This window comes from Comamonas sp. 23, assembly GCF_049601575.1.
In the GTDB taxonomy this organism is placed as follows: Bacteria; Pseudomonadota; Gammaproteobacteria; order Burkholderiales; family Burkholderiaceae_C; genus Comamonas; species Comamonas squillarum.
The window spans coordinates 3051212-3073147 of the sequence record NZ_CP187127.1 but is presented as its reverse complement, the minus strand read 5'-3'; the positions used below and the strand labels follow the sequence as shown (position 1 = coordinate 3073147).

At 59.4% G+C, this 21936-nt stretch carries 33 protein-coding genes and 1 tRNA gene; 12 read left to right on the top strand and 22 right to left on the bottom strand.

The features are described 5' to 3' along the window. Both ACPEE1_RS13885 and ACPEE1_RS13880 read left to right on the top strand, forming a co-directional pair. Positions 1-801 carry a tRNA threonylcarbamoyladenosine dehydratase gene (locus ACPEE1_RS13885; RefSeq protein ID WP_423933271.1) on the top strand — a complete coding sequence of 267 codons (801 nt, stop codon included), beginning with the start codon at positions 1-3 and terminating at the stop codon, positions 799-801. Between the two features lie 74 nt (positions 802-875). After that, positions 876-951, top strand: a tRNA-Lys gene (locus ACPEE1_RS13880). Positions 952-1042: 91 nt separating this feature from the next. Here ACPEE1_RS13880 and ACPEE1_RS13875 read toward each other — a convergent pair. From ACPEE1_RS13875 to ACPEE1_RS13785, 19 genes are all read right to left on the bottom strand, one after another. Beyond that, positions 1043-2026, bottom strand: a complete 984-nt coding sequence (locus tag ACPEE1_RS13875) for a tyrosine-type recombinase/integrase (RefSeq protein ID WP_423933269.1) — start codon at positions 2024-2026, stop codon at positions 1043-1045. Positions 2027-2144: 118 nt separating this feature from the next. Next, complete coding sequence (locus ACPEE1_RS13870) at positions 2145-2369, bottom strand: DUF4224 domain-containing protein (RefSeq protein WP_260719422.1); 225 nt, start codon at positions 2367-2369, stop codon at positions 2145-2147. A gap of 121 nt (positions 2370-2490) precedes the next feature. Beyond that, positions 2491-2997: a hypothetical protein gene (locus tag ACPEE1_RS13865; RefSeq protein ID WP_260719423.1), complete on the bottom strand. Its 507-nt coding sequence runs from the start codon at positions 2995-2997 to the stop codon at positions 2491-2493. Next, positions 2990-3631, bottom strand: a complete 642-nt coding sequence (locus tag ACPEE1_RS13860) for a hypothetical protein (RefSeq protein ID WP_423933264.1) — start codon at positions 3629-3631, stop codon at positions 2990-2992. Before ACPEE1_RS13860 ends, ACPEE1_RS13865 begins: the two co-directional genes overlap by 8 nt. Beyond that, positions 3628-3924: a hypothetical protein gene (locus ACPEE1_RS13855; RefSeq protein ID WP_423933261.1), complete on the bottom strand. Its 297-nt coding sequence runs from the start codon at positions 3922-3924 to the stop codon at positions 3628-3630. The genes ACPEE1_RS13860 and ACPEE1_RS13855 overlap by 4 nt, the downstream gene beginning before the upstream one ends. Then, the gene (locus ACPEE1_RS13850) at positions 3921-4301 is read right to left on the bottom strand and encodes a hypothetical protein (protein ID WP_423933259.1); all 381 of its coding nucleotides are present in this window, start codon (positions 4299-4301) and stop codon (positions 3921-3923) included. The genes ACPEE1_RS13855 and ACPEE1_RS13850 overlap by 4 nt, the downstream gene beginning before the upstream one ends. Before the next feature lies 1 nt (position 4302). After that, the gene (locus tag ACPEE1_RS13845; protein ID WP_423933256.1) at positions 4303-4473 is read right to left on the bottom strand and encodes a hypothetical protein; all 171 of its coding nucleotides are present in this window, start codon (positions 4471-4473) and stop codon (positions 4303-4305) included. Between the two features lie 232 nt (positions 4474-4705). Continuing rightward, the gene (locus ACPEE1_RS13840; RefSeq protein WP_423933253.1) at positions 4706-5044 is read right to left on the bottom strand and encodes a hypothetical protein; all 339 of its coding nucleotides are present in this window, start codon (positions 5042-5044) and stop codon (positions 4706-4708) included. After that, entirely contained in the window at positions 5041-5442 is a 402-nt protein-coding gene (locus ACPEE1_RS13835; protein ID WP_423933250.1) for a hypothetical protein, read from the bottom strand. The genes ACPEE1_RS13840 and ACPEE1_RS13835 overlap by 4 nt, the downstream gene beginning before the upstream one ends. A gap of 1 nt (position 5443) precedes the next feature. After that, positions 5444-6628 (bottom strand): hypothetical protein, encoded by a 1185-nt coding sequence (locus ACPEE1_RS13830; protein ID WP_423933247.1) that lies wholly within the window; start codon positions 6626-6628, stop codon positions 5444-5446. Between the two features lie 734 nt (positions 6629-7362). Next, positions 7363-8475: an RNA-directed DNA polymerase gene (locus ACPEE1_RS13825; protein ID WP_423933244.1), complete on the bottom strand. Its 1113-nt coding sequence runs from the start codon at positions 8473-8475 to the stop codon at positions 7363-7365. A 201-nt stretch (positions 8476-8676) separates the two neighbouring features. Further along, positions 8677-9090 (bottom strand): four helix bundle protein, encoded by a 414-nt coding sequence (locus ACPEE1_RS13820; protein ID WP_423933242.1) that lies wholly within the window; start codon positions 9088-9090, stop codon positions 8677-8679. Positions 9091-9201: 111 nt separating this feature from the next. After that, positions 9202-9519, bottom strand: coding sequence for a hypothetical protein (locus ACPEE1_RS13815; RefSeq protein WP_423933239.1), 318 nt, complete (start codon positions 9517-9519; stop codon positions 9202-9204). 42 nt (positions 9520-9561) lie between these two features. Further along, positions 9562-10143 carry a DUF1566 domain-containing protein gene (locus ACPEE1_RS13810; protein ID WP_423933237.1) on the bottom strand — a complete coding sequence of 194 codons (582 nt, stop codon included), beginning with the start codon at positions 10141-10143 and terminating at the stop codon, positions 9562-9564. A gap of 125 nt (positions 10144-10268) precedes the next feature. Continuing rightward, positions 10269-10907: a hypothetical protein gene (locus ACPEE1_RS13805; RefSeq protein ID WP_423933234.1), complete on the bottom strand. Its 639-nt coding sequence runs from the start codon at positions 10905-10907 to the stop codon at positions 10269-10271. After that, complete coding sequence (locus ACPEE1_RS13800; protein ID WP_423933231.1) at positions 10904-11158, bottom strand: hypothetical protein; 255 nt, start codon at positions 11156-11158, stop codon at positions 10904-10906. Before ACPEE1_RS13800 ends, ACPEE1_RS13805 begins: the two co-directional genes overlap by 4 nt. A 67-nt stretch (positions 11159-11225) precedes the next feature. Next, positions 11226-11591 (bottom strand): hypothetical protein, encoded by a 366-nt coding sequence (locus ACPEE1_RS13795; RefSeq protein WP_423933228.1) that lies wholly within the window; start codon positions 11589-11591, stop codon positions 11226-11228. Then, the gene (locus ACPEE1_RS13790; protein ID WP_423933226.1) at positions 11588-11737 is read right to left on the bottom strand and encodes a hypothetical protein; all 150 of its coding nucleotides are present in this window, start codon (positions 11735-11737) and stop codon (positions 11588-11590) included. The genes ACPEE1_RS13795 and ACPEE1_RS13790 overlap by 4 nt, the downstream gene beginning before the upstream one ends. Positions 11738-11880: 143 nt before the next feature. Next, positions 11881-12087 carry a hypothetical protein gene (locus ACPEE1_RS13785; protein ID WP_423933224.1) on the bottom strand — a complete coding sequence of 69 codons (207 nt, stop codon included), beginning with the start codon at positions 12085-12087 and terminating at the stop codon, positions 11881-11883. A 1253-nt stretch (positions 12088-13340) separates the two neighbouring features. Between ACPEE1_RS13785 and ACPEE1_RS13780 the strand changes: the two genes are divergently transcribed. Further along, the gene (locus ACPEE1_RS13780; protein WP_423933221.1) at positions 13341-13628 is read left to right on the top strand and encodes a helix-turn-helix transcriptional regulator; all 288 of its coding nucleotides are present in this window, start codon (positions 13341-13343) and stop codon (positions 13626-13628) included. A gap of 34 nt (positions 13629-13662) precedes the next feature. On the opposite strand, the gene ACPEE1_RS13775 is transcribed toward ACPEE1_RS13780, so the two are convergent. Together ACPEE1_RS13775 and ACPEE1_RS13770 are read right to left on the bottom strand one after the other, a co-directional pair. Next, positions 13663-14055: a helix-turn-helix domain-containing protein gene (locus tag ACPEE1_RS13775; protein WP_423933219.1), complete on the bottom strand. Its 393-nt coding sequence runs from the start codon at positions 14053-14055 to the stop codon at positions 13663-13665. 294 nt (positions 14056-14349) lie between these two features. Further along, positions 14350-14652, bottom strand: coding sequence for a hypothetical protein (locus ACPEE1_RS13770; RefSeq protein WP_423933216.1), 303 nt, complete (start codon positions 14650-14652; stop codon positions 14350-14352). Between ACPEE1_RS13770 and ACPEE1_RS13765 the strand changes: the two genes are divergently transcribed. Next, the gene (locus tag ACPEE1_RS13765) at positions 14643-15344 is read left to right on the top strand and encodes a hypothetical protein (RefSeq protein ID WP_423933213.1); all 702 of its coding nucleotides are present in this window, start codon (positions 14643-14645) and stop codon (positions 15342-15344) included. The two genes, ACPEE1_RS13770 and ACPEE1_RS13765, sit on opposite strands and share 10 nt — an antisense overlap. Before the next feature lie 109 nt (positions 15345-15453). Here the strand turns inward: ACPEE1_RS13765 and ACPEE1_RS13760 are convergent, their stop codons facing one another. Next, positions 15454-15681 carry a hypothetical protein gene (locus ACPEE1_RS13760; RefSeq protein WP_423933210.1) on the bottom strand — a complete coding sequence of 76 codons (228 nt, stop codon included), beginning with the start codon at positions 15679-15681 and terminating at the stop codon, positions 15454-15456. A gap of 27 nt (positions 15682-15708) precedes the next feature. Between ACPEE1_RS13760 and ACPEE1_RS13755 the strand changes: the two genes are divergently transcribed. The 8 genes from ACPEE1_RS13755 (at position 15709) to ACPEE1_RS13720 (ending at position 21893) form a co-directional block, all read left to right on the top strand. Continuing rightward, entirely contained in the window at positions 15709-16260 is a 552-nt protein-coding gene (locus ACPEE1_RS13755; protein WP_423933208.1) for a phage regulatory CII family protein, read from the top strand. 13 nt (positions 16261-16273) lie between these two features. Then, a complete protein-coding gene (locus ACPEE1_RS13750; RefSeq protein ID WP_423933205.1) occupies positions 16274-16603 on the top strand; it encodes a hypothetical protein in 330 nt (109 codons plus the stop codon). An 11-nt stretch (positions 16604-16614) separates the two neighbouring features. Then, positions 16615-17586 carry a YdaU family protein gene (locus tag ACPEE1_RS13745; RefSeq protein WP_423933203.1) on the top strand — a complete coding sequence of 324 codons (972 nt, stop codon included), beginning with the start codon at positions 16615-16617 and terminating at the stop codon, positions 17584-17586. A 209-nt stretch (positions 17587-17795) separates the two neighbouring features. Next, entirely contained in the window at positions 17796-18053 is a 258-nt protein-coding gene (locus tag ACPEE1_RS13740) for a hypothetical protein (protein ID WP_423933200.1), read from the top strand. Beyond that, on the top strand, positions 18050-18868 hold the full coding sequence (locus ACPEE1_RS13735) for a hypothetical protein (RefSeq protein ID WP_423933198.1): 819 nt from the start codon (positions 18050-18052) through the stop codon (positions 18866-18868). The genes ACPEE1_RS13740 and ACPEE1_RS13735 overlap by 4 nt, the downstream gene beginning before the upstream one ends. Positions 18869-19057: 189 nt before the next feature. Next, positions 19058-19540: a hypothetical protein gene (locus tag ACPEE1_RS13730; RefSeq protein ID WP_423933195.1), complete on the top strand. Its 483-nt coding sequence runs from the start codon at positions 19058-19060 to the stop codon at positions 19538-19540. Next, positions 19540-21564, top strand: a complete 2025-nt coding sequence (locus tag ACPEE1_RS13725; RefSeq protein ID WP_423933192.1) for a phage terminase large subunit family protein — start codon at positions 19540-19542, stop codon at positions 21562-21564. Before ACPEE1_RS13730 ends, ACPEE1_RS13725 begins: the two co-directional genes overlap by 1 nt. Then, positions 21546-21893: a Mor transcription activator family protein gene (locus tag ACPEE1_RS13720; protein ID WP_423933189.1), complete on the top strand. Its 348-nt coding sequence runs from the start codon at positions 21546-21548 to the stop codon at positions 21891-21893. Before ACPEE1_RS13725 ends, ACPEE1_RS13720 begins: the two co-directional genes overlap by 19 nt. Positions 21894-21936: the final 43 nt, after the last annotated feature.

Below are 21936 nucleotides of genomic sequence, written 5' to 3'. Positions count from 1 at the left end.
ATGAGTGCACCGTCTCCATCGGCGCCCGATCGGCAGGACGCCGAGGCGGACGTTGACACACAAAGGCGCTTTGGCGGGCTGGACCGCCTGTTTGGCGTAGCGCCTGCCGCGCAAATGCGCGCAAGCGCTATCGCCGTTATCGGCATCGGGGGCGTGGGCTCCTGGACTGCGGAGGCCCTGGCCCGCAGTGGCGTTGCCCGGCTTCGCCTGATCGACTTGGACAATGTGGCCGAGTCCAACATCAATCGCCAGATCCACGCGCTGAGAGACACCATTGGCATGGCCAAGGTTGACGCGATGCGCGAGCGCATCCGCCAGATTAACCCCCATTGTGAAGTTGAGGTGGTAGAGGACTTCCTCACTGCCGATAACTGCGCCGCATTGCTCGATGGCGTTGATGGCTTTGTCGACGCCTGTGACCAGGTGCGTGCCAAGGCGGCAATGGCCAACTGGGGGCGACGCCACCAGCGGCCTTTTGTCTGCATCGGTGCGGCAGGCGGCAAACGTCTTGCCTGGAAGGTGGAGCAGGCCGACCTGTCGCAGACCACGCACGACCCCTTGCTGGCCCAGGTGCGCTACCGCCTGCGCAAAGAATATGGCGCCCCCAAGGATGGCAAGAAAATGAATGTGGCCTGCATCTATAGCCAGGAGGCCGTGGCCGGCCCCGACCCTTCCTGCGCCGTGGATGGTGATGGCTCGCTGAACTGCCACGGTTATGGCTCATCGGTGGCGGTGACCGCGACCTTCGGAATGTGCGCGGCCAGCTGGATTCTGGAAAAGTTGGCACTTTCCCCAAAATGACAAAAAACCTACGCTATAATTTAAGTCTGTTGTGAGCAAGACCAGTTCTTAGTAATTTGTCAAGCAAACACGGCGGGTCTTTAGCTCAGTCGGTAGAGCAGCGGACTTTTAATCCGTTGGTCGCGAGTTCGAATCTCGCAGGACCCACCAAACATTATTCATATGAATCAAGCCCTTGCGCAAATCGTGCAAGGGCTTTTTTCTTTGCAGTTGTTCCGCAATTACTGGTGCAGTTCCGCAATTATCCGGCGGGCTTCACTTTCTTGCCGACCTTGTGGCGGATGTATTTCGCAGTCATGGACTCGGTCGTGTGGCCCAGCAATGCCTGCGCGTCCCTGATGCCAGAGCTGTCATCCAGAGTCGTGGCGGCCGTAGCGCGCAGGTCACGGAACTGAAATTCTGCTTTGGGAATCTTTGCGGCTTCACGGGCATCATCGAAGCGGACTCGCAGCATGTACGTGGTCAATGTTTCCCCCTTTTCGTTCACGAGCAAATGATGGGATCGGGACATAACGGACTGCTTGTAAGCCCGGATCTCATCCATGAGCACCGCCAGTCCTTCGATAATCTCGATGCGTAGCTTGGTGTATGTCTTCCCTTGCTTGACATGGAGAATGCTGCCGACCACATTGTTTTCGCTCATGCGTAGCACATCGGCCGGCCGCTGACCGGTGAGCTTGGCCAGGCGTATCGCGAACCGCAATGGCGGAGCTGCGAAGGGCATGATTCTGTCCAGCAGGGCGTCGCCAATGACAGTATCTCGACCCTTTTCCTTGAACTTCTCGATGCCAGCGCATGGATTTGGCTGCTTGGTGATGCCCTCTCTGCGGGCGAAATTCCACATATGAGAGAACAGCGACTTCTCGCGGTTTGCGCGCACATGGCCGAAGTTTGGCGGGATCGCCAAAGCCTTCAGCCCCTTTGCTGAGCGCTCCCTGTTTTCTTCCTGAGCCACCTTGCGCGCTTCTTGAATCCGCCAATCCATGTACTGGCGGATGTGCACGGGCTCGATGTCGTCCAGCGGGGCCGGTGGATCTCCGAAAAATTTCAGAAGCCAAATAAGCTCCTTTTCGTTATCCACTCTTGTGCGCGGAGCCTTAAGTGGCAATGCTTTGGCTCGATATACAGGCACGATATCCAGGAAGGTGCGCTGGGCAGCGCGCGGCTTTTTGGCGGCTGTCAGCTCACTCCATTTTTGGACGGCCAACACGTAGTCGGATCCCAAGGGGATCTCCCGCCGTGGTTTTTGGCCGGTGTCCAGGTAGTAGTGCACTTTCTTGCCTCGCTCTCTGGCGCGCATGCCTGGCGGAAGATTTGTCCAGCGGCTTGGTTTGCGTCCCATCTCACCTAGCCCCCACCACGCGCGGCGTCCACCGCAATGGTTCTATTGCGGTCGGCTCGGGTTCTGGCTTCCGGCCTTCAACAGCGCCCCGGGTGACGATGGCATGGCCGCGCGCGTTCACGCGAAATGGAATCCCAGAGGTGCGCAGCCATTCAATCTGGCGCGTCTTGTATTTCCGGCCGGTCAACACAGCCAGCTCGGCTTCGTTCAGAAAGAGGGTAGACATGGCCGTACTCTCCATTAAAAAAGCCCGCTGTGTGCGGGCTCGGGTTGATCGGTGGGCTCTTTCCAGCGGTCGCGTTTATCGCCGCGCTGGCGCGCCCGTCTGCTCATTGCTATTGATCGGCTCATTGAAGGGCCTCGCTTGGAAGCTCCACAGGCCTGATCGCATCTGTGCCCACGGTGCCGGCCTTGACCTCGTGCGAGAGCAGGCGGGCGCCCGGCTCAAAGCGGCGGCCCAGGTTTCGATAGCTGCAGAATAGGTCGATGCTGATCTCAACGGCATGCGAGAGCTGCGCTCCCCAGCTTGAGTCCCAGCGGTGGCCATCCACTGCCATGTCTACCACGGCGGCCAGCGCCTGGTGCAGGCCGGGTCGGTTGTTGCCGGCCACAGGTATGGCTCGCGCAATCTCCGCGCCGATCCCGATCAGATAGGCAAGGCTGGCCAGCATCTCGGGCTGCTCGCTACCGTGGTCGGTCATCATGCAGTGCAGGCCGAGGTTGACTACATCTGCCTGCATACTCTGGCGCACCATCAAGGCCTCGATGGGCGAAGCTTTGCGGTAGATGCCGTTTTTCATGGCGCGGCTGTGGGTTGGCTGTCGTTGACCGCTCTTGGTGGTGGCTTTAGCCATTGGCGGCTCCTATTCCGTGCTGTTTCCAAAATGCGTTCAAAGCCTCAGCTGCAAGCTCTCCAATGGTGTCTTGCACCGCAGCGCCGTTCTTCAACTTCCCCAAGTGCCCCCATCCACGGATACGCATGCCGACTGTGGATGCAAGCTGGTCGAGCTCGTGCTCGCGGCCCTCATCGGCAACCATGCGTCCAGCGCTGTCAAAAACGTAGCCGTGGCTAAACTGGAACGGTGGCAGGTACACGGCCAGCGCCTGCTTTTGCAGTTCCGTCAGCGGCTCCCGCTCAGGTGGGGGAGGGGCGGCTGAGAGCATGTCCCGGTATTGGGCCTTGAACGCGCTGTGCGGATCCATTGGAAGCATGCGGCCTGCACCATTGCTGTAACGCACCTCGGCGCTTCGGAACGCCCATTCCATTGCTGCTGTGCTCGCCACCGGCACTAGGCGCCACCCATCCGGCGCAGCCTGCCGCGCTGATAGCTGGGCCTTGAGCTGCTGTATCTCGGCGTGCTGGCGGAGCAGTTCGGCGGCTGATTTCTTCACGTCGTTGATTGACGGTATAGCGTCTATTCGAATGCAATCCTCGAACTCGGCGGCCAGCCGCAGCGCTTCGGGCTGTGCTTCTGTCTTGTCGGTCATGAAGGTGCCTTCTTTTGAATGCTGAACTTCAGCGTGGTTATGTCGTAGCCCCGTGCCTGCAGTTCCTCAATCAGGCTCGGGATCATCTTGCTGAATAGTGGCTGCACATGAGGGTCTGGCCTCTGTGCGCCAAAGTGGTAGTGCAGCAGCCGCGTGTCAGCGCGCATAACTGGATCTCCTTGCCAGGCAAATGTCACATCTGGCGCGCAGTGCTTGTCCGGTTTGCCCCAGTACACGCGCAGTTCCCCGTCTTTAAGCTTCGGAGCGCGCAGGCGCCTTATCTTGTCGGTCATGGTGCTGCCTTGGGGGCGGGCTCGGCCAGCTTTGGAACGAGTTCGCCAACGCGGTAGCCTACGGCCTCCCAGTAGCGCTGCGCCTTCATGCCGATCTCATTGAGCTCGTCTGGCTGGGGTTTGAATCTGCGTGTGCCTATTCCGGGCCTGTAGCGCTGCTCTTCAACTAGCACGCCTTCTGCTGCCAGCTTCGCGAGACGGCGCAGGTTCTTTCCTGTGCCGCCTGGCAGGTCATAAGAGTGAATGCTTGTTAGGTGTGCGTAGTGATCACTCCAGGCTTCGAGACGCTTGCGCCCTCCAACGTAGTTGTTGAGCATCCAGATTTTTGCAATTTCGACCAGCTTTTGCCGTATGTCAGCGGGTAGCTTCTTATCCATCTCAATCCTCCTTCTTGGCCTGGGCTGCCTTGTCGATCAGCCGCTGCTGTAGCTCAAGCTCAGCCGGTGTTTTGAATTGCCAGAGCACCGTGTCGATGCCCAGGGTGGTGATGTAGACCTCTGCCAGTACCCAGACTGCGCAGAAGATCCAGAATCCGAACCATCCGTTCATTGGTTGCTGTCCTTCTGTGGTTGGGCCTGGGCCGATCTTTGCCCCGCGCGATGCGCAGATTGAAGGCCGTCCATCAGTTCCTTGTGTGTGAGTACATAGCAGCCCCCAGCCTGTTCGCACTTCGCAGCGACTGCGTCGGGTACGACGCGGCCAGTGAAGTGGTAAAAGTGCTGCATGGTGATTGGCTGGCTGTATGCCGCGCCTGCGATAGCGATGAGGATTAGGGCTCGCATCACTGGCCCTCCCTCTGCTGGGCGCGCTGGGCGTTGCGGAGAGCGGCACGCGCTTCCCATGCCTCCCACGGATCAGCTGAATCGTCAGAATCGTCGTCGGCAGCGACCATGGCCTCACAGCAGGCGGCGCACCACCGGTAGCGCATGAAGTCCCCGAACTTGGCGGACATGCTGCGCACGCGCTCGCCTTTTTGAATTTCCTGCTCGCAGTGAGAGCACGGCCCAGGCTTCCTTGCGGTCACAATCTTGTTGGATAGGATGGAATCGCCGGGCTCCCCGAAGTCACCCTCGAAAGGGTTGAAGTCAAGGATTGCTTGTTCTTTGGCTTGGCCGCTCATGCTGCACCATCCTTTCCGGCTGCGGCATTGCCGCCTTCCTGGGCTGCAGCCATGGCGGCGTCAAGAAGTCTGCGTACTCCATTGAGTTCATCAGCCTCTGTTGGCTCTTCACGTCCAGCCTCGCCAGCGCATTCGATTGCGAAGTCGTATTTGTCTTTTTCGACATTGACAAACCCGTCCGCGTCTTGCATGACAAACATCAATCGCGCCGCATCCAGCGCATCAGCGGGCTGGGCCTGGGGTGCGGCCATTCGCACACACTCTTCCACAAGTGCCGCCATGCTGTCGCCGTCGATCCATCGCCCGTCATAGAACCCGCTCGACAGGCTCAGCAGGGCTGACAGTGGAATGAGTTCGGCACCGGGAACTTTCGACATTTCTGAATTTGCGTCTGACATATCACTTCCCTTCCTTTGTCATGGCTGCAGATCTGCCTGCGGTCTTCCCGCACTCGAAAATCACTTCGTCACGGGTCATTTCTGGTTTCGCGGTGAAGCCTTGGCAGCAGGTCGGGCAGTAAGTCACAAGCGCGTCCAGCTTGCCGATGTGATCGCGCCAATGCTGTGCATCCAGCGCATCAGCGGGCTGGGCCTGGGGGGCTGACAGTAGCCGCGCAGCTTTCACTGGGCCGCTTTCCAAAATCATTGGGTCGGGGTTCTCGGGCAGGCTGTCCAGAAAGTCGAGAATCGCATCGCGTGCGTCAGCTTCTTCCTTGTGGAAGATGACGTTGCTTGAACCATCTGCGAGAGACTCGCCCCAATCCTCGACTGCGCGATCAACGATACGGGCCAGCTCCAGGAGCTTCGTTACCGTTTCACACTGCAGTGTGGACATTGCCACCGGCTCGGCCTGCACCTCTTCCTGGGCCTGCTCCCGTACTTCAGCAGTCATGCGACATGCTCGGTTAGCCTTGGTTTCGCAGGTGCCGTACTGGCAACCGCAGGCCGACCCCTGAACCACCGACATGAGCTCGCCAACATGGTCAGGCGGGATCAATCGCCCGTCCTTGAATGTGTATCCAAGCTGGTACAGTTCCTCGATGGCAATCTCTTGCAAAGTGGAGGCCTGCACCTCTGCCAGGTCACCTGCCGAGGAATCCTCGGTAGCTGGAAGGGCTGGGGTGGGTGCTGCCTGGAATGGTGCAAGAGGGATGGTTATCCAGCCACAACCCCGCTCAGATTTGGAAGCATTCCTTAGAAAGTCGACACGACGTAATTCAGGCTTTTTCGGAGCGAAATGCAGATAGGCTGCCGGCATATTCTCAGGCACAGCCACTGCTGCGGGCGCTGCCTGTGCTGCCACTGCCTGTTCGCCTCGCATCCGCAAGCATTCTTCGCGGATCATCAAGCCGGCCGCATGCGAGTCAGCGGAGTGCGGCCACTCAGCAACCACTGCGATCAGCACCGGGTCAATGTCCTGGCGCTTGATACGGCAAATCGAGGTATTCAGGGCGTTTGCTTCTTCTAGCGCCACCTCGCGGGATGGCATTGGGTGCACATCGTCAGCGCCTGTAACGTGCACACACCAGAGCGTTGCAGCCCCCTCGGCAGTCTTGAGGGGAGCGGAAGAGTTGTTTTCAGCCATGTTGGGCTCCAGAAGAAGTGGCGAGGGTTGTAGTGCGAGCGATGCTCAAGAGCAGGTCGCGGAATGGGATGGGGGTAGCATTGCGCAATTTGGATGGCAGCTGCTGATGCTTGTGTGAACCTAATTCGCGCGCGGCGTCTCGTTCAGCTTTGCTGTGAAAGCCTGCTCCGGCGACCCGTATGCAGCCATCGGCTTTCCCCCACAGAAGGTCTGGCAGATCCACGCTGTGTGCATAGAGCCAAGTAGCTTTGCGTGATAGGTGCCCGTAGTGACCCTGTTCAACGCAACATGTCCAGCCACCTGTGAAGTCGGCTTGAATCCAGCCTCCAGACTTTGGTGGCCTGTTGAGCCCGTGAGCGGCCCAGGCATGCGAGGCTTCGGGATGCTCCAAAACCCCGCCAAACTCCCGCACAGAGGCAAGGGCTGCAGCAAAGCAACCGTTGTCATCTCCAAGCTTGAGCCTTGGCCATTGCTTCGGATTGCCACCCCAGAATCGCCCCCAGCGTTGGCACGGCGGGTGCGCGACGACTGGCCAGGGACCGGCGTACTTGCGGGCGTCCCGGACCTCATCCCAGGGATCTACCCCCTCAAGTCCGAAATAGGCGCCGTCGGTCTCTACGTACAGGGCTGCAATCATGCTCATGTTGCATAGCTCCAAAAAGAAAATCCCGCCTCGATTGCTCAGGGCGGGCTGTGAATAGGGGCCCACTGGGGGCGGTGGGCAGGATTGCTGTCTAGCTGCTTGCCGTAGAGTGCATTCGGAATGCTCTCTCAAGGTACAGTCCATCAACCGCATGCCCGCGCTTAAGCAGGGCGCGACAGATCAGGGCCTGTTCGTTATGGCTGGCACCTGCTTGCCGGACCAGGCCCAGGTAGCTGTTTCCCGTCTCAAATACTTGGTCGGCGGGAATTTCCTCAAGTCTTCGCAATGCGTTCTTCAAGGTCCGCCGACGTGTGACGCGGCGGTGGGGCAGGATGATCTGGCCCACATAGTCAATGCCTCTATGGATCGGCTGCCGCACGGTTTTGCGCGGATTGAGTGCCAAGCCGAGATCAGGCAAGAATGCATTGATGCTGGCAAGCGCGCCGTTCAACCAGTCTGCGGACTCGTGCAGCAGCACCATGTCATCGACATACCGGGTGTAGTGCTGGGCACGAATACCGTGCTTGATGTGCTGGTCCAGCTGGTTCAGTAACACGTTGGCAAAGAATTGACTGGATAGGTTGCCGATGGGTAATCCACAGTGATCTGCTGCATTGGTGAGCCGCTTGTGTTCCGGTACGGCTGCGAGGATGGTCCTGCTGCCGCGCACCTCGTAATCCTGTCGGGGGTCATGAAACAGGACTGTCTTTGTCAGGCCGCGCCACCAGCGCTCGGGTATATGGTCCATCAGTAACGGCCAGAGCTTGCGCTTATCGATCGACACGAAGAAGTTGGCCAAGTCGATCTTCAGATAGCGGCCTGGTACGGTCCAGTTCTGCGTCTGGCTGCGCACCTTCGATTCAAGCCGCTTGGCTGCATACAAGGTGCCACGTCCAGGGATGCATGCGCATGAGTCAGCGATGAAGCGTCGGTGGAAGCGCTCAGATATCTCGTTGTAGACCATGTGGTGCACCACGCGGTCTGTGAAGTCTGCCGCCCACACCTCGCGGGGGCGGGGTTCGCTGATTGCAAAGCAGATGCTGCGGCCTGGTCGATAGCTGCCATCGCGCAGCTTCTCGTCAAGTTCCACCAGATTGCTCTCCAGATGCTGCTCAAAATGCAGCGCGCTGGCTGAGGTTCGTTTGTGCCGACGGCAGTCAAAGTAGGCCTGCACCAGCTTTTCGAATGAGTAGCCTGAATCCATGAATGTCCTCGGTGAAATATGCGGACGGGGCGGACTCGGAACTCGTTGTTCCGGTTGTTGTTGTTCGTGTTTCCGTTCTTGAAATCGACCGCCCAGGGGTATCGAACTCATCACGTCGGCCCGCCGATGACTCGGCAGGCGAACTGCGCGGAATCACTGCAGCAGCTGCTGCTGATATTCCTGTTGCGCCTTTCGGTGGGCTTATGGCCCAGCGGCTCGACCAGATTTCAAGGCGCGTTGGCCTGGCTGCCTTGGCAGGCCGGCGGCAAGCGCTCGTTCCGAGGATTTCTGCCAGCCGGTGGCTTGTTTGCCGATGCTGGTGGTTAAGGCGATGGCATGGCTGTACTGCTTGGGAGAGATCAGGCGCAGATCGACCGCCAGGCGAAGAGACAGGTTGACTGCCTCCACTTCCTGCCGCATGCGCAGCAGGACTGGTGCCCTGTCGCTGGTGGTGTTGGCCTCGTAGGTGCGCATGACCAGAGACATGCAGCGCCGGCGAAGCTCTGCGCCAAAGTCGGCCTTGTAGTTTCTGCGCATGTTGGAGACGTATTCTGTGACCAGCTTGCTTAGATCGTAGGTGGCCTTGTAGATCTCAGTATCAGTGTGTAGTGCCATGCCGCAGTTGCGGGCTGCGCCCGCGAAGGGTTAAAGAGTTGAAGCGGAAAAGCTGCGGACGGGGCGGACTCGGATCTCGTTGTCCCGGTAGTAGTGGAACGTGCGTCCGTACTAGAAAACGACCGCCCAGGGCCAGCCGTGGTGTTCACTGCGCGACCAGTACCAGCCATCCTTGTCAAAGTGCTCACGGGCGTTGATGTACGCCAGCATCAGGTCTTCCTGGTCTGGTGCGCGCCAATCGCTGTGGCCGTTGAGTTCATCGCCCTCGGCGACCACTTGCTCAACGCGGCTGAAAGTCACATCGACGTGGTCGAACTCCACGCCGCCAGGGATGACAACGTGATGTGGCTCGCCATCGATCAGGCGAGTGCCGATGTATATGCCGCCTTGTTCCGGCCAAGGCTGGTTGATTGCTGGGATAGTGCTCATTGAATGCTCCGTTTGATGAGGTGGGAAAAAGGGGTGAAGGGCTTAGTAGATGAATCTGCGGACGGGGCGGACTCGGAACTCGCTGGTCCGGTGGCCGTTGAGCGTGCGTCCGTACTTGAAATCGACCGCCCAGGCGTAGTCATTTGCATAGGGCGTGCTCGTCCAATACCAGCTTTCCTTGCCGAAGGTGTCATTCAGGTTGGCGCCTGCCATCTGCAGCTCGCGCCGTGCAGGCAAGTAGAAGTCGGAGTGGTCGTCGCGGGTGTATTCGCTGGCCAGCTTTGCTGCAGGGCATTCCTTGGCAAGGCGGCGGGTGTTTTCCAGTCCATCCCAGTTGGACAGGTCGCGCTCCCCGTCCGGGCCCCAGGTGGCGCGGCCGGCATCCTGGTCGGGACTTACGATCAGGCCATAGATGTTGCCGTCGTCTCCGCGAAAATCCCCGGCGTAGATGCCGCCTTGGCCTGGCCAATACTCACCAATGGCTGGCCGTGCGTGATCAATGACCGGCATTCCGTGCTTGTCATCGCTCGTGGCCATGGCGTGCAGCAGTTCCACGCCTAAGGCTGGAGCGCCGCTGGTCGCTCCAATGTTGATGGTCAAATTCTCGATGTGAAGATGTTTCATGGATGCCTCTGGTGTCAGAAATAAAGAAGCCCGCTGGCTGGCGGGCATCGTGTGGTTGGGGTGATGGGCTGGAGCCTTGGGACCCGCTTACCATCTCGGTGTTTCTTCTTGCGATGGCACTCTACCTATCGCCAGTACAGACCGGCCTGCTGCCAGTGGTGCAGGGTGCTGCGGTCCAGGAGCGCCAGGTCCCCTGCATTGATCACTGTCTGATCGGGGGCGAATCGTTCACCGGTGACCGTGCTGACATGCTCCGACTCCACATGGTGATCTGGGCGGTGTATGCGCCAGATTTGGCCGCCCAGTTCTCGCACCAGATCCGCTTCATTGCCAAAGCGAACATCTGTGACGACGATGGCTGTGGACGGCAGAGGTATGCCGTCGGCCCAGAGCAGGCGCTCACGCATAGCGTTGATCCAGTACTGCTGGTCCTGGGCTCTGCGGTACTCAGTGCCCCACCAGCGCATGATCTGCCGAGGGCTTTGTGGTGCCTTGGGGTCAACATGCGGATAGGTGGCGATCACGGCCTGAACGAATGCGCCATTGGTGCAGCGCCAAAGTGCCAGGCGCTCGCTGGGTGTTTCCTTCGTTGTCCTGCAGGTCAACTCGTGAATGTGGATGTCGTAAGCCTCGGAGACTTCGGTGCGTAGCGGATCGGCAAACGCAATGGGGAAGGCCAAGTGGTGCTTGTGCAGCACATTCGCAACGCTGTCCTTGCCGGCGCCTTCTAGGCCGGTCAGTCCAATGATGCGTATCTTTTTCATTGGGGTGCCCGATCGACAATCTTGGCGACATCGTGGATCGGGTCGCGCAGCACATGCAGGGCTGTCTTGCGCGCGGCATCTGCGCTGATCGCCTTGAAGCGGGTGCGCGGCAGGCGGTTGGCCTCGGCCAGCATGCTTACATCCTCTGGTCGCACATGCGGAGGAATGGTGGTGATCTCGTATTCATGCAGCTGGATGTTTGCTGGCTGCATGCGAGCGGGTTGGGTGATGGGGCGGATGCTGTGGTCCATGGTGGGCTCCAGGTGGTGAGGTGTAGTTGGATCGGGCGGCCAAGCTCGGCATGGCCTGCGTACTGGTTCAGGGTGGGGATGCGTTTTCCTTGTCGGCCTTGCTGCCGGGTACTGGCAGAACGCGGCCGTCTGGGTAGTGCAGCCAATCGCCCGTGCGGCTGGGCAATGCGTAGGCGGCAAAGCGGCCTGTCTCAATGCCCGGGTTGCGGCACAGCTCGGGGCATTTGTAGCTGTCCTCGCTGATGATCGGGATCGTGGCGTTGCTGTTGACCAGGCGGGCCTGGTAGCGTGCTGCGCGCTCGGATGGTGTGAGGATGGGCAGCACGCCGCGCGCCGTTGGCACGATGCGTTCATTGTCCAGTTTGGGTTGCGTGAAGGGGCGCGGCCCGCTGCCCTTTGGTCTGCGGGTTGTCTGCTGTGTTGTGGGGATCATGGTGCTGGCTTGAGGTGCAGGGGCATGACGGTGACCTTTCCCGCTGCGCCGTTGAAGTGCTTCAGGCCATCGAGAATGGCTTGCGAGCTGGTTGCGGCGGTGCTGGTGAACTCCAGATCGCCAACACATACAAGGAATCGAGGCATGGTGCTGCTCCAAGTAAAACGGCCCACGCATCAACTGATGAATGGGCCGCAGGGGTTGTAAAAAATGCCGCTTCGCTAGCGTGTGGGCGCCGGAGTGTGCTTGCGGCAAAAGCGCTGCCTGGCTGGAGCAGCGCGGAGGATTCTTAGCGGGATTGGGCTTGCTTGGGTGCAGGCTTTTCCGCTGGCTTGGCGCTTTGCCCTACCAGCTTGAACTGCGGCCGCTGCAGGTCATCACGAGCGCGGGCAAAGCGCTGGCGAATGTCCGTGTTCAGGTGGTCTTGATAGCGGAATGCCTCTGTGTCCAGGCTCTGGGCGGGGTGGTAGCACTTCGGGTGTTTGCTGGGGATCATGTTGGGCTCCAGAAACGAAAAAGCCCACCGGGGTGGTGGGCTGGGTTGGTGGGGGCTTAGAGTGTCTCGGGTTCAAACGTTGCACTTCGAGAGGGGTGACGTTGCTCCATGCTTTGAGTAGACCTCTACTTGCCAGTAGGCGCTACGCATGCTTCCCCCGCTGAATGTGTGTGCGGAGGATGCGATGTCACGGCAAATGCTGTTTGCTTGTGCAGATGTCGTAACGCTGTCCCAGATCTTGATGGTTGAAAAGGCCTGGTACCGACCATTCGCCGCTGCAACAGAGCACCAAGCACTCGTTGTTTTCTTAAGCGCTGAGCAAATCTGCAGAGCGGTGTCCATTGGATTTGTTGGTGCGGGTTCTTGTCTTGGCTGGACTATGTAAGTTGCACCGTTGGATTCACTTTTGAGTGGCTTGGGAGTGCGGGACGGGGCACTAGCGGGAGTGATGTCTTCATCTTGTAGTGTTGCCCACTTTGTCGCGTCTGCAGGGCAGCGTGGAGTGCTTTGGAGGGTAATCGTCTTGCCATTGGGCATGGTGCACTTGACCTGTGCAGTGGCGCCAGATGCGGATGCGCAAGTGATGATTGAAAGAATGAAATTGAACCGCGTCCCCATGCCCTCTCACCTCGTAAGCAGTTTTACCTACGGAGCATTATGGCGGATCGAGAAAAGGGCTCTTTTCCCATCAGGCGAGCGCCCCGCAGCTTGCGATTGAGATCACAGTGAAGAAGAGGGTGCTCGCTACTTGGCGCTCGCCTGATGGGGCCGGGGTGTCGCTTCCCGGCCATGCGGCGCTTTACGCGCTGGGCTTTGCTGTTCTTGGCATCCCTGTATGCCTCACCCCGTATCCACCCAGGGGCTGGTGCCGCAGCTGCCATCTCGTTCGTTTGTTTCCCCGTGTCCACGGTGCTATCTGGTTTGTCACCAGCCTACTAGCCTTAGCTGCGTGATCCTTTCGCCCCCCTGCGGGTGTGCCCCGTCTCTTGGAAGCCCAGGCGATCCCCCTGGGTTCAGTGGGGATGGTGATCCTGGTCCCCTTCGACTTGTTTTTGCGTCGATGAGGTGTAATTTAGCAAAGTATTGCTAAGTACGCAAGCAAAACTTTGCTAGTTGAGATGGCCTTGCGATTCTTGTGGGTGTGGCGCTATCACTTTTATATAGATGCCAGTTCCGCTGGCATGACAGTCAAAATTGCGATTGCAATGGGCATCTATGTGTGAAATACTGTTTATGCATACAGTATTAAAAGAATGGATGGGCCAATGGAGGAATGTCGCAAGCAGCTTTTTGGGAGCCGTCTGCGCGAGGCGCGCAGAAAGGTGGGATTTTCCCAAGGTGATGTAGCGGAGTTTTTGAGTGTGTCTAGGCAGTCAATCTCTGCGTGGGAGACTGGTGCGACTTGTCCGTCTGCAACTCAATTGGGTGAGTTGGCGGCGTTGTATTGCTGTTGTGCTCACCAGCTCTTGTTTGGTGAGTCCTTTCAATACAGTTTGTTGGGGAGGCTGATGTCTGATCAGGCTGCCCTGCCAAAGGGGTGATAACCCGAAGTGTTGGTGCTCATTCGCGGCATGGTTACGCGTGCTGCTTGGCTTTTTTGGCTGTATCCGTTTGAGCGGCTGTCTGCGGCTGCGAGGCTGGTGTGTGCCTGTGAAGAGCTTTGTAGGCTTCTTCTATCTTCTCGTACACCTCGCGTTGTACGCCGTCCATAGGGCGCAGTAACTCCCACGGTTCTACATCCAGGGCGCCGGCAAGCATCTCAACCTCAGTCAGCTTTGCTGATCCTGGCTTGGAATCTTTTCCTTGCTTTCTACGCTCAGGCTTTAGATAAAGGCTGATTGTCGTTTGGCCGACGCCACATCGTTTTGCCAGCGCCATCTGGGTGAGGCTGCGCTTTTCCATGTGATAGGCCAAGTTCTCGGCCAGAGCCTGATTAAGTGGACTGATTTGCATTTTTTGAGTGTGCATAGCTTTGCTAGCAAAGTGTTGCTTGGTGTTCTAGCAATACATTGCTAGAATGGGGTATGTCTACAAAATTTGACATCGCAATTCGCAACCGTCTTGAGGCTCAAAGAGGCGAGTGGCAAGTCATCGCAAAAAAAGCGGGAGTTAGTCACTCTTGGCTTTCGCAGTTCATGCGAGGGCTAATCCCTAACCCTGGAATTCGGACTCTAGAAAAGCTGGATGCGGTGCTTCCGGAGGTTGCTCCAAGCTCTGATGAGCGCGAGGCAAAGCAGGAGGTGGCACATGACTGATGTCGCCTCACTCATTTTTTGCCAGCTGCTGGGCTTCCTCGCGTATGCGGCCCAGCAGGCTGTATCGCATCTCGCGCATCAATGCCTCAGCGCCGCCGGTGTAGGTGGCGTGTTTGCGTGCGCTGAAGTAGATGGCGGCTCGACTTGCCAGTGCGTTTGCCTTGTCGGTGATGTAGGGGCTGGTACCGCCAAGTGCCGCTGTCAGGAAGCGGATGCGTTGCAGACGCTGCTCGTTAGCTCCGGCTGTGGCTGTGCGCAGCAGCTCTTCAATCTCATCGCATGCAGAGAGGGTCTTGTCCCATGAATTCATATTCTTTCCCTCCAAACGGGGTTCGTGTAACTGAGGTTGTGATAGTTGAGTGCCAGCGGGGAGAGGGTGAACTACGCCGGGATGTGCTGCAGGTTTATTCCAAAGATGGGCAACTGCTGGCTGAGCATGATGCGATCCACGAGGACCCGGTGTACGCGTCGTATCACCTTCGCCGCCAACTTGGGGAGCGCATGCATAGCTCTTCACCAGTCTCTTCGGAGAACGCTGGTGCTGCTTTTCGCTTGCCTGGTTGGCAGGGGCTCGATTTGCAGGCTGGTATTGCAGCTAGTGCATTTGGCGTAGTGCCTGCTGAGCTGCAAGACGCTGCGGTGCTTTCGGATATCGAGGCACGGTTGGCAGAGGAAGTGCGGCAGCTCATCGCTGCGCTCAGCCAGTTCAGCGGGCGCGCGCAGCTTATAGGCAAAGAAATCCCCGACGGTGCCGACTTTTGCAAGTTGGTAACGCGCTTTCTCGGATTGCTCGGATTCCAGCTCGCGCACGCGCTCGGTAAGGGCCTGAATAAGCCCATCTTTTTCGATGATGGCGCCGAGTACCTGCGTGAGTTGCATCTGGGCTTGAGCGATTTTGTTCGTGAGATCAATCTCGATGGCCGCCGCTTTTTGGCGGTCGCGCTCCTGGACGAGGTGTCGTGCCAGGTCGGCGGCTCCGGCGACGGAGGTGATAAGTGCTGAAACGTCCATTTATGTCCGCTCGTTTTGGTTGGATGGGGGGCGTGGTAGCCGCCATCGTAAGCCAAGGCGTAGCGGGCGCCCTCTGTGCTGTGTGCGTTCTGCTGCATGGCTATACCCCCAGCACCCGAGCTTGCATGGCCCACAGCGCCCCGATGGTCCCCGGGCTGGTGCTGCCAGTGGCAATCATCCGCTGGGTGCAGAGGTCCAGCCAGTGGTCGAGCTTCGCGATCGTGAAGTCTGCGCACTCCGCTTCCATCAGGATCACTAAGTTTTCCAAGAATATTTCGATGGCGCTGATCTGGTCGGCTGCTGCGGCTGTGGTCATGGTTGTGGTCATGTCGGCTTTCCTTCTGAGGGCTGATTGATGAGTGCTTTCAGTCTCTCAGCTGGCGGCCCCAGTGGATACGTCGAAAGCGACGCGCAAGGCGATACACGTCGCTTCAACGGCATGGATCCGCTGGACGCGGCCTACCTGATTGCGCAGAACCACAAGGGTGGCGTTGCCCAGATTGCCAAAGAGATGGGCGTGGTTGCTGGCACCTTGCAGCACAAGCTGAACCCTAACAACGAGCGATTCCACCTGACTTTGCGCGACGCGATGCTGATGCAGCGTGTGACAAACAGCCGGGGGATTCTGTTTGCGTGGGCTGCGCAAGAGGGCTACACCGTTCAGCGCTCGAGCACTGCGGCAGCGAGCTTTGATCTTGTCGATGCCTTCGTGCATTGGCAGCTTAAGCAGGCCGACCTGACGCACGCCATCGGTGATGCAGTGAATGAGGCGCGTGACCGCCGTGGCCAGGTGGGCCGCGCTGCACAGCGCCGTGTGGATTATGCGGTGCAGGAGGCTATTGCCGCTGCCAACCAGCTGGCTGCAGCAATTGCAGCCCGCGTGCCCCAGCGTGATGCGGGCATGTAGAGAGGATATTCCAATGCTTGATGTATTGACTACGAGCGACACGAAGGCTGAGGCATTTGCCCAGCAGTCGTGTGAGCAGTTGGCACGGTTGCAGCGTGAGATGCTGGAAATTGTGCAGGGTGTTGTTCGCAACGGCGGCAAGGATGTCTCCGCCCGCGAGCTGGGCCAGCGCTGGGAGGCCTTGCACAACAAACGGATCGGCGAGGGTACGGTGAGCAGCACCATCAACAAGCTCATCACCAAAGGCGTGCTGGAGCGCGGCCAGGCGCGCGCCTGCGCAGTGACCGGCAAGACTATCAAGCCTGTGGTGCCCGTTGCCCAGCAGCAGCGCTTGTTGGCGTAAGGGGTAGCTCAGTGAACCACTATCCCCACCATATTGGCGACTTCCGCAGTGCAACCCGCCATTTAACGTTCGTTGAACGGGCGTTGTACAGGGAGTTGCTTGATCTGTACTACGACACTGAGCGACCGTTGAACGCAGACCTGCAGAAGTTGGCGCGTCTTGTTCTTGCGCAAGGTGAAGAGCAGTGTGCAGCGCTCTCCGGCGTCCTGGATGAGTTCTTCGTCTTGCAGGATGACGGCTGGCACAACGATCGTTGCGACGCCGAGATTGAAGCCTATCGAGGCAAGGTGCAGAGCGCCAGTGCTGCGGGCAAGAAGAGCGCAGAAGCTAGGCGTAGCAAGGCTACCGAGCGCGGTGTTCGTTCATCTGCCCGCAAGGATATTCCATCTACTGGAGGCGGCGCGCCCGGTGGTGACGGTGGTGCTGCTCAGGGGCAAAAGCAAGGCTCCAACGACAACGAAACGACCGTTGAACGAACGTTGAACGACGGTGCAACTAACCAGAACCAGAACCAGAACCAATACATAAAAGAGACTTCGTCTCCAAAAGCGCAAAGCGCCGACGACGATGTGCCACAGCATGTTGGCGACTGGGTTGCTGTGTTTGGCAGCGAGTTCGGTGTCGAGGTCAGCCCCACCAACCGGCAGGACCGCCAGAAGTTCTGGCCACTGGCAACGTCCTGGGTGGCGAGTGGCGTCAGTGTCGGGCAGATGCGCCGCGCTTGCAGCAAGGCCCGCGCAGAAGCCCGTGAGGGCATTGCCTACCTCCCGGCGTATGTGGACCGTGTGCTTGCAAGCCAGAGCGCTGCGGCTGCTGCGCCCGCCGAAACGGCTTGGCAGAAGGCTGCGCGGGAGAGGGTGGAGGCTGGAGCGCCGTTTGCAGCTGCTGCCGATCCTTCGACTGGCGAGTCGGTGATTGACGGATTTGCGTTTTTCGATAACGCGGTGGCTGACCATGGCCGCCGTCTGGAGGTGTCCCAATGACCAGCCCGGCAGTTCAACACGATCCAGCGCTCATGTGGATCTACGGCATCTTCTCGGCTTGCCAAGTGCGATACGGCCGGCGATTCTTGGCGCAGTACGACGGCGTGGCCATCGAGCTCGTGCACCGTGATTGGGCGCGAGTTCTGCGAGAGTACGCGTGCAATCCAGCAGCGATCAAATGGGCGCTGGAGAATTTGCCTGATGCGCCTGTGTTGGCGCCTCAATTCCGACAGCTGTGTGGCGCTGCGCCTCGGCCAGCCACCCGCCAATTGGAGCGGCCTGCCGTCTCGCCTGCCCGTTTGAGCAAGGTGCGTGAGCAGCTGCAGCAGATCGTCAGCCACCGCGTACCCGCTGACAGCAAGGGCTGGGCGCGTGAAGTGCTGGCCAGGGCTGACCGTGGTGAGGCTGTCAGCTACCGCGCAAAGCAGATGGCGCTGGAGGTATTGGGGAAGGCGGTGCGTGCATGAGCGTCCGCTTTTCCGCAGAGATCACCGGGGCCAATGAGGTCATGGCCACATTGCTGGGGCTGAGCAAGGGGCGTGCTGCCCAGGCATTTGCCAAGGCAATGAACGACACGGGCTTCGAGGGGCGCCGTGCGATGCAGGCCGAGATGGCGCAGGTGTTCGATAAGCCAACGCCTTACATCCTGCGTAGTCCGAGATTCAAGGGTGCCACAGCTCAGCGGCTCAGTGTGACTATCGAGCCGACGTATCTGGGTGGCAAGGGCATAGACCCCCAGAAGATTCTGCAGGCGCAGGAGTGGGGCGGTACGCGGGTGGATAAGCGAAGTGAAGTGGCATTGCGTCGGGTGGGCATCCTGCCCGCTGGCTTCCAGACAGTCGTCCCTCAATCGCCATTCCCTGGCAGCACAGACGGCTACGGCAACATCAAGGGCAGCTTCATTGTCCAGTTGCTTTCCTACTTCCAGTCCTTTGGTGAGCAGGGCTACAAGGCCAACATGACGGATAAGACCAAGGGGCGCATCCATCGTGGCACAAAGAAGTCGGCGGGCCGCCGCTACTTCGTCTCCTACGGCAAGTTGCGGGGTGGTGCTCGCACTACGGCTAAGGGTAGCCCGGACCAGCGTGCCAGCGCATTGGCGCCTGGCATCTGGGCGGCATCGGGCACGGGCGGTGTTGATGTTCAACCTGTGCTTATGTTTGTGAAGCGTGGCTCGTACAAGCCCCGGCTGTCAATGCAGCGCATTGCTGACAAGGCCGACCTGTACAACTTCCTGCAGAGTCGCGTGCGCTTTCGCTTCCGTGAAGCGGCGGGGGTGTGAGATGGATGTGATTATCTCCATCGAGGCATCAGTCCGCGTAGATCGTGGGTCCTTCCTGGCTGCCGCCAAAGCGGGTAATTCGCGCCACGTCCTCGGACTGTTGCGTGGTGCTCCTAAGGGGGTTAAGTGAAGGTAGTACCTTGCTTGGATGCTCTCATTTCGCAAGCAGAATTTGCGGAAATAATCGGTGTGAGTGAGGCCAGGGTCAGCCAGCTGGTCAGCGAGGGCGTGATTGCGCGCGGTGACACCTGTGCGGGATGGCTGATTGCGTACTGCGAGCGCCTGCGCGATCAGGCCGCTGGCCGTGTTGGTGCTGATGGTGCCGGCGGCCTGGACCTTGTTCAGGAGCGTGCTGCCCTGGCGCGCGAGCAGCGCATTGCCCAGGCCATGAAAAACAAGGTGGCCAGCGGTGAGTTTGCGCCCATTGGCATCCTGGCTGATGTGCTCGGCCAGGCTGCCAGCGGTGTCGTTGATCGTATGGACCAGCTCGAAGGCGATCTGCGCAAGGCCTGTCCTGATCTGCCGGAAGATGCCCGAGCAGTAGTGCTCAGCGTGGTGGCCAAGGCGCGCAACGAGTGGCTGCGCAGCACGGCCAAGCTGGTGGCCGACAAGGTCGATGAGCTGGCCGACGATTTTGAGGATGAGGCTGCCGTGATGGAGGATCACGACTGATGGGCGCGCCACTATCTCCCGAAGCAGTAGCGGCCATCAAGTCTGCCGTGGCGCTGGGGCTGTCAAGCATGCGCGCCGAGGTGCCGCAGACGCTCAGTGAGTGGGCCGCGCAGCACTTCATCCTGGCCGGCGAATCCAGCCACCAAAAGGGTGGTTGGGTGGGCTGGCCTTTTCAGGAAGGCATTCTTGACTTCATGAGCGATGACCGCATAGAGGAACTCTATGTGAAGAAGTCCAAGCGTGTCGGCTATACGAAGATGCTGACCAGCTTCGTGGCGTACAACATAGCGCATCGACGCCGCAAACAGGCCATCTGGCAGCCTACGGACGACGACCGAGACAGCTATGTGAAAAGCGAGATCGAGCCTGTGCTCGACGGTGTTGAGGCGATCCGCAAGGCGCGTCGCACTGGCGGCAAGATCGAAGACACCATCAAGTACAAGCCGTTCCGTGACAGCGTTCTGCACCTGCTGGGCGGCAAGGCGGCGCGTGCCTATCGCCGGATCACCGTGGCCGTCTCCATGCTCGATGAATGGTCAGCCTTTGACCAGAGCATCGAGAAGTCGGGCGATCCGGGTGGCTTGGCCAAAGGCCGCCTGGAAGGCGCGCCTTATCCGAAGTTCGTCGGTGGAAGCACCCCGCGTATTAAGGGGCTCTGCCATGTGGAGCGCGCCTGCGAAGATGCCGACAGCCTGGTGCGGTACCACATCGATTGCATCCACTGTGGGCTTGATCATCCGCTTGTGTGGGGTGGTAAGGAGCTTCTGCACGGTTTCAAGTGGGAGCGTGGCCAGCCAGAGACCGTGCGCCATGTCTGCCCACACTGCCGAAAATCCATCACCCAGGCTGACTACCTGCGTGGTGGCTCGCCCATGGTGGGGACTTGGGTTTGCCAGAAGACTGGCATGCGCTACGGTGCCGATCGAGTCTGGCGCGATGCGCGGAACGTGCCGTGCAAGCCGCCGCGCACCCTGGGCGTCCACATCTGGTCTGCGTACAGCCCCCAGCGCACCTGGGTGAGCATCGTCGATGAGTTCGAGAAGGCCTACAAGGCTTTGCAGGCCGGCGATGTGGGGCCTATGACCAGCTTCACGAATGAAACCCTAGGCGATACCTGGGAGATCAAGGGCGACAGCACTGATGAGAATGCGTTGCAGCAGCGTGCCGAGCCTTATGCACTCAAGACCATTCCCTTGGGCGGATTGTTGCTGACGGCGGGGGTGGACGTGCAGCGCGACCGGTGGGAGCTCACTGTTTGGGCCTGGGGGCGTGGGTTGGAAAGTTGGGTGGTCGACCACCACATCATCTACGGCAATCCAGCCAGTGAAGGGGATTGGGAACCTGTTGCCGAATACCTCCAGCAGCGCTACACGCACGCCTGGAATGGCGCGACCCTGGGCTTGTCCGCCATCAGCATCGACAGCTCGGACCAGACCCAGTCCGTATACAACTGGGTGCGCTCTCAGCAGACCCGGTTGCCACAGTTGCGGGCGATCAAGGGGCGCGGCGAAGAAAACATCCCGATCCTTGGGCCAAGCAGCTTGCAGGAAATCAACTGGCGTGGAGCCAAGATCGCGCGCGGCATCAAGCTGTGGGCGGTTGGCGTTGACACGGCCAAGGATCTGCTGCTCGGACAGTTGGCCATTGCCGAGCCAGGCCCCGGTTGTGTGCATTTCAGCAATCAGCTCCCGCGCGAGTTTTTCGAGCAGCTCACTGCAGAGCAGCGCATTTTGACCAAGAAGGCCGGCAAAGAAGTCTATGTGTGGGTCAAGCGCCGCCCGCGCAACGAAGCGCTGGACTGCCGCAACTACGCGATGCACGCCGCCATGGGCCTGGGCATCCACAAGTACACCGATGCCCGCTGGCAGCAACTGGAGGCCATGGTGCAGCCGGCGGCCGATCTCTTCTCTCTGCCTGGCAGCCCGCCCGCGCAGGCCGTATCCGTTCCCGATGTATCCCAGGTTGTTGTGCCTCCAGCGCGCAGCAACCGTTTTGCAAGCCAGTCATGGTTGAACCGACGATGAATACTTCAACAAAAATCACCACCCTCACACCCGGTCGCAGTGAAGACATGGCCGTTCAGCTCGAAGTGGAGATGGCTGACATCTTGCGGGAGGATTTGGGGATGACTGCCAGTGAAGCAGCTGACAAGGCCCAGGCCGTTGTGCGCGGCATGCGCAAGCGCATGGGTGGCGGCAGTTGGTATGTGCCTGTCTTGCTCGACAAACAGGCGAGGGATGAGGCAATTCGCCGCGAATTCTCGGGCCCCAACAGCTTGCCCGGGCTGAAGCGTAAGTATGGACTGACCGAGCGGCGGATCTACCAGATCGCCCGGGCCAAGCAAGGCCACTAACTGCAATCTTTTAGTACAAATTTCAGGGGCTTGTGTTTACGCT

What these genes read in the sequence shown, in the direction of transcription:
- ACPEE1_RS13885 (WP_423933271.1), top strand. Translation starts at nt 1, where the DNA reads ATGAGTGCACCGTCTCCATCGGCGCCCGATCGGCAGGACGCCGAGGCG.
- ACPEE1_RS13870 (WP_260719422.1), bottom strand. Translation starts at nt 2,369, where the DNA reads ATGTCTACCCTCTTTCTGAACGAAGCCGAGCTGGCTGTGTTGACCGGC.
- ACPEE1_RS13865 (WP_260719423.1), bottom strand. Translation starts at nt 2,997, where the DNA reads ATGGCTAAAGCCACCACCAAGAGCGGTCAACGACAGCCAACCCACAGC.
- ACPEE1_RS13860 (WP_423933264.1), bottom strand. Translation starts at nt 3,631, where the DNA reads ATGACCGACAAGACAGAAGCACAGCCCGAAGCGCTGCGGCTGGCCGCC.
- ACPEE1_RS13855 (WP_423933261.1), bottom strand. Translation starts at nt 3,924, where the DNA reads ATGACCGACAAGATAAGGCGCCTGCGCGCTCCGAAGCTTAAAGACGGG.
- ACPEE1_RS13850 (WP_423933259.1), bottom strand. Translation starts at nt 4,301, where the DNA reads ATGGATAAGAAGCTACCCGCTGACATACGGCAAAAGCTGGTCGAAATT.
- ACPEE1_RS13845 (WP_423933256.1), bottom strand. Translation starts at nt 4,473, where the DNA reads ATGAACGGATGGTTCGGATTCTGGATCTTCTGCGCAGTCTGGGTACTG.
- ACPEE1_RS13840 (WP_423933253.1), bottom strand. Translation starts at nt 5,044, where the DNA reads ATGAGCGGCCAAGCCAAAGAACAAGCAATCCTTGACTTCAACCCTTTC.
- ACPEE1_RS13835 (WP_423933250.1), bottom strand. Translation starts at nt 5,442, where the DNA reads ATGTCAGACGCAAATTCAGAAATGTCGAAAGTTCCCGGTGCCGAACTC.
- ACPEE1_RS13830 (WP_423933247.1), bottom strand. Translation starts at nt 6,628, where the DNA reads ATGGCTGAAAACAACTCTTCCGCTCCCCTCAAGACTGCCGAGGGGGCT.
- ACPEE1_RS13825 (WP_423933244.1), bottom strand. Translation starts at nt 8,475, where the DNA reads ATGGATTCAGGCTACTCATTCGAAAAGCTGGTGCAGGCCTACTTTGAC.
- ACPEE1_RS13820 (WP_423933242.1), bottom strand. Translation starts at nt 9,090, where the DNA reads ATGGCACTACACACTGATACTGAGATCTACAAGGCCACCTACGATCTA.
- ACPEE1_RS13815 (WP_423933239.1), bottom strand. Translation starts at nt 9,519, where the DNA reads ATGAGCACTATCCCAGCAATCAACCAGCCTTGGCCGGAACAAGGCGGC.
- ACPEE1_RS13810 (WP_423933237.1), bottom strand. Translation starts at nt 10,143, where the DNA reads ATGAAACATCTTCACATCGAGAATTTGACCATCAACATTGGAGCGACC.
- ACPEE1_RS13805 (WP_423933234.1), bottom strand. Translation starts at nt 10,907, where the DNA reads ATGAAAAAGATACGCATCATTGGACTGACCGGCCTAGAAGGCGCCGGC.
- ACPEE1_RS13800 (WP_423933231.1), bottom strand. Translation starts at nt 11,158, where the DNA reads ATGGACCACAGCATCCGCCCCATCACCCAACCCGCTCGCATGCAGCCA.
- ACPEE1_RS13795 (WP_423933228.1), bottom strand. Translation starts at nt 11,591, where the DNA reads ATGATCCCCACAACACAGCAGACAACCCGCAGACCAAAGGGCAGCGGG.
- ACPEE1_RS13790 (WP_423933226.1), bottom strand. Translation starts at nt 11,737, where the DNA reads ATGCCTCGATTCCTTGTATGTGTTGGCGATCTGGAGTTCACCAGCACC.
- ACPEE1_RS13785 (WP_423933224.1), bottom strand. Translation starts at nt 12,087, where the DNA reads ATGATCCCCAGCAAACACCCGAAGTGCTACCACCCCGCCCAGAGCCTG.
- ACPEE1_RS13780 (WP_423933221.1), top strand. Translation starts at nt 13,341, where the DNA reads ATGGATGGGCCAATGGAGGAATGTCGCAAGCAGCTTTTTGGGAGCCGT.
- ACPEE1_RS13775 (WP_423933219.1), bottom strand. Translation starts at nt 14,055, where the DNA reads ATGCACACTCAAAAAATGCAAATCAGTCCACTTAATCAGGCTCTGGCC.
- ACPEE1_RS13765 (WP_423933213.1), top strand. Translation starts at nt 14,643, where the DNA reads ATGAATTCATATTCTTTCCCTCCAAACGGGGTTCGTGTAACTGAGGTT.
- ACPEE1_RS13770 (WP_423933216.1), bottom strand. Translation starts at nt 14,652, where the DNA reads ATGAATTCATGGGACAAGACCCTCTCTGCATGCGATGAGATTGAAGAG.
- ACPEE1_RS13760 (WP_423933210.1), bottom strand. Translation starts at nt 15,681, where the DNA reads ATGACCACAACCATGACCACAGCCGCAGCAGCCGACCAGATCAGCGCC.
- ACPEE1_RS13755 (WP_423933208.1), top strand. Translation starts at nt 15,709, where the DNA reads ATGAGTGCTTTCAGTCTCTCAGCTGGCGGCCCCAGTGGATACGTCGAA.
- ACPEE1_RS13750 (WP_423933205.1), top strand. Translation starts at nt 16,274, where the DNA reads ATGCTTGATGTATTGACTACGAGCGACACGAAGGCTGAGGCATTTGCC.
- ACPEE1_RS13735 (WP_423933198.1), top strand. Translation starts at nt 18,050, where the DNA reads ATGAGCGTCCGCTTTTCCGCAGAGATCACCGGGGCCAATGAGGTCATG.
- ACPEE1_RS13725 (WP_423933192.1), top strand. Translation starts at nt 19,540, where the DNA reads ATGGGCGCGCCACTATCTCCCGAAGCAGTAGCGGCCATCAAGTCTGCC.
- ACPEE1_RS13720 (WP_423933189.1), top strand. Translation starts at nt 21,546, where the DNA reads ATGGTTGAACCGACGATGAATACTTCAACAAAAATCACCACCCTCACA.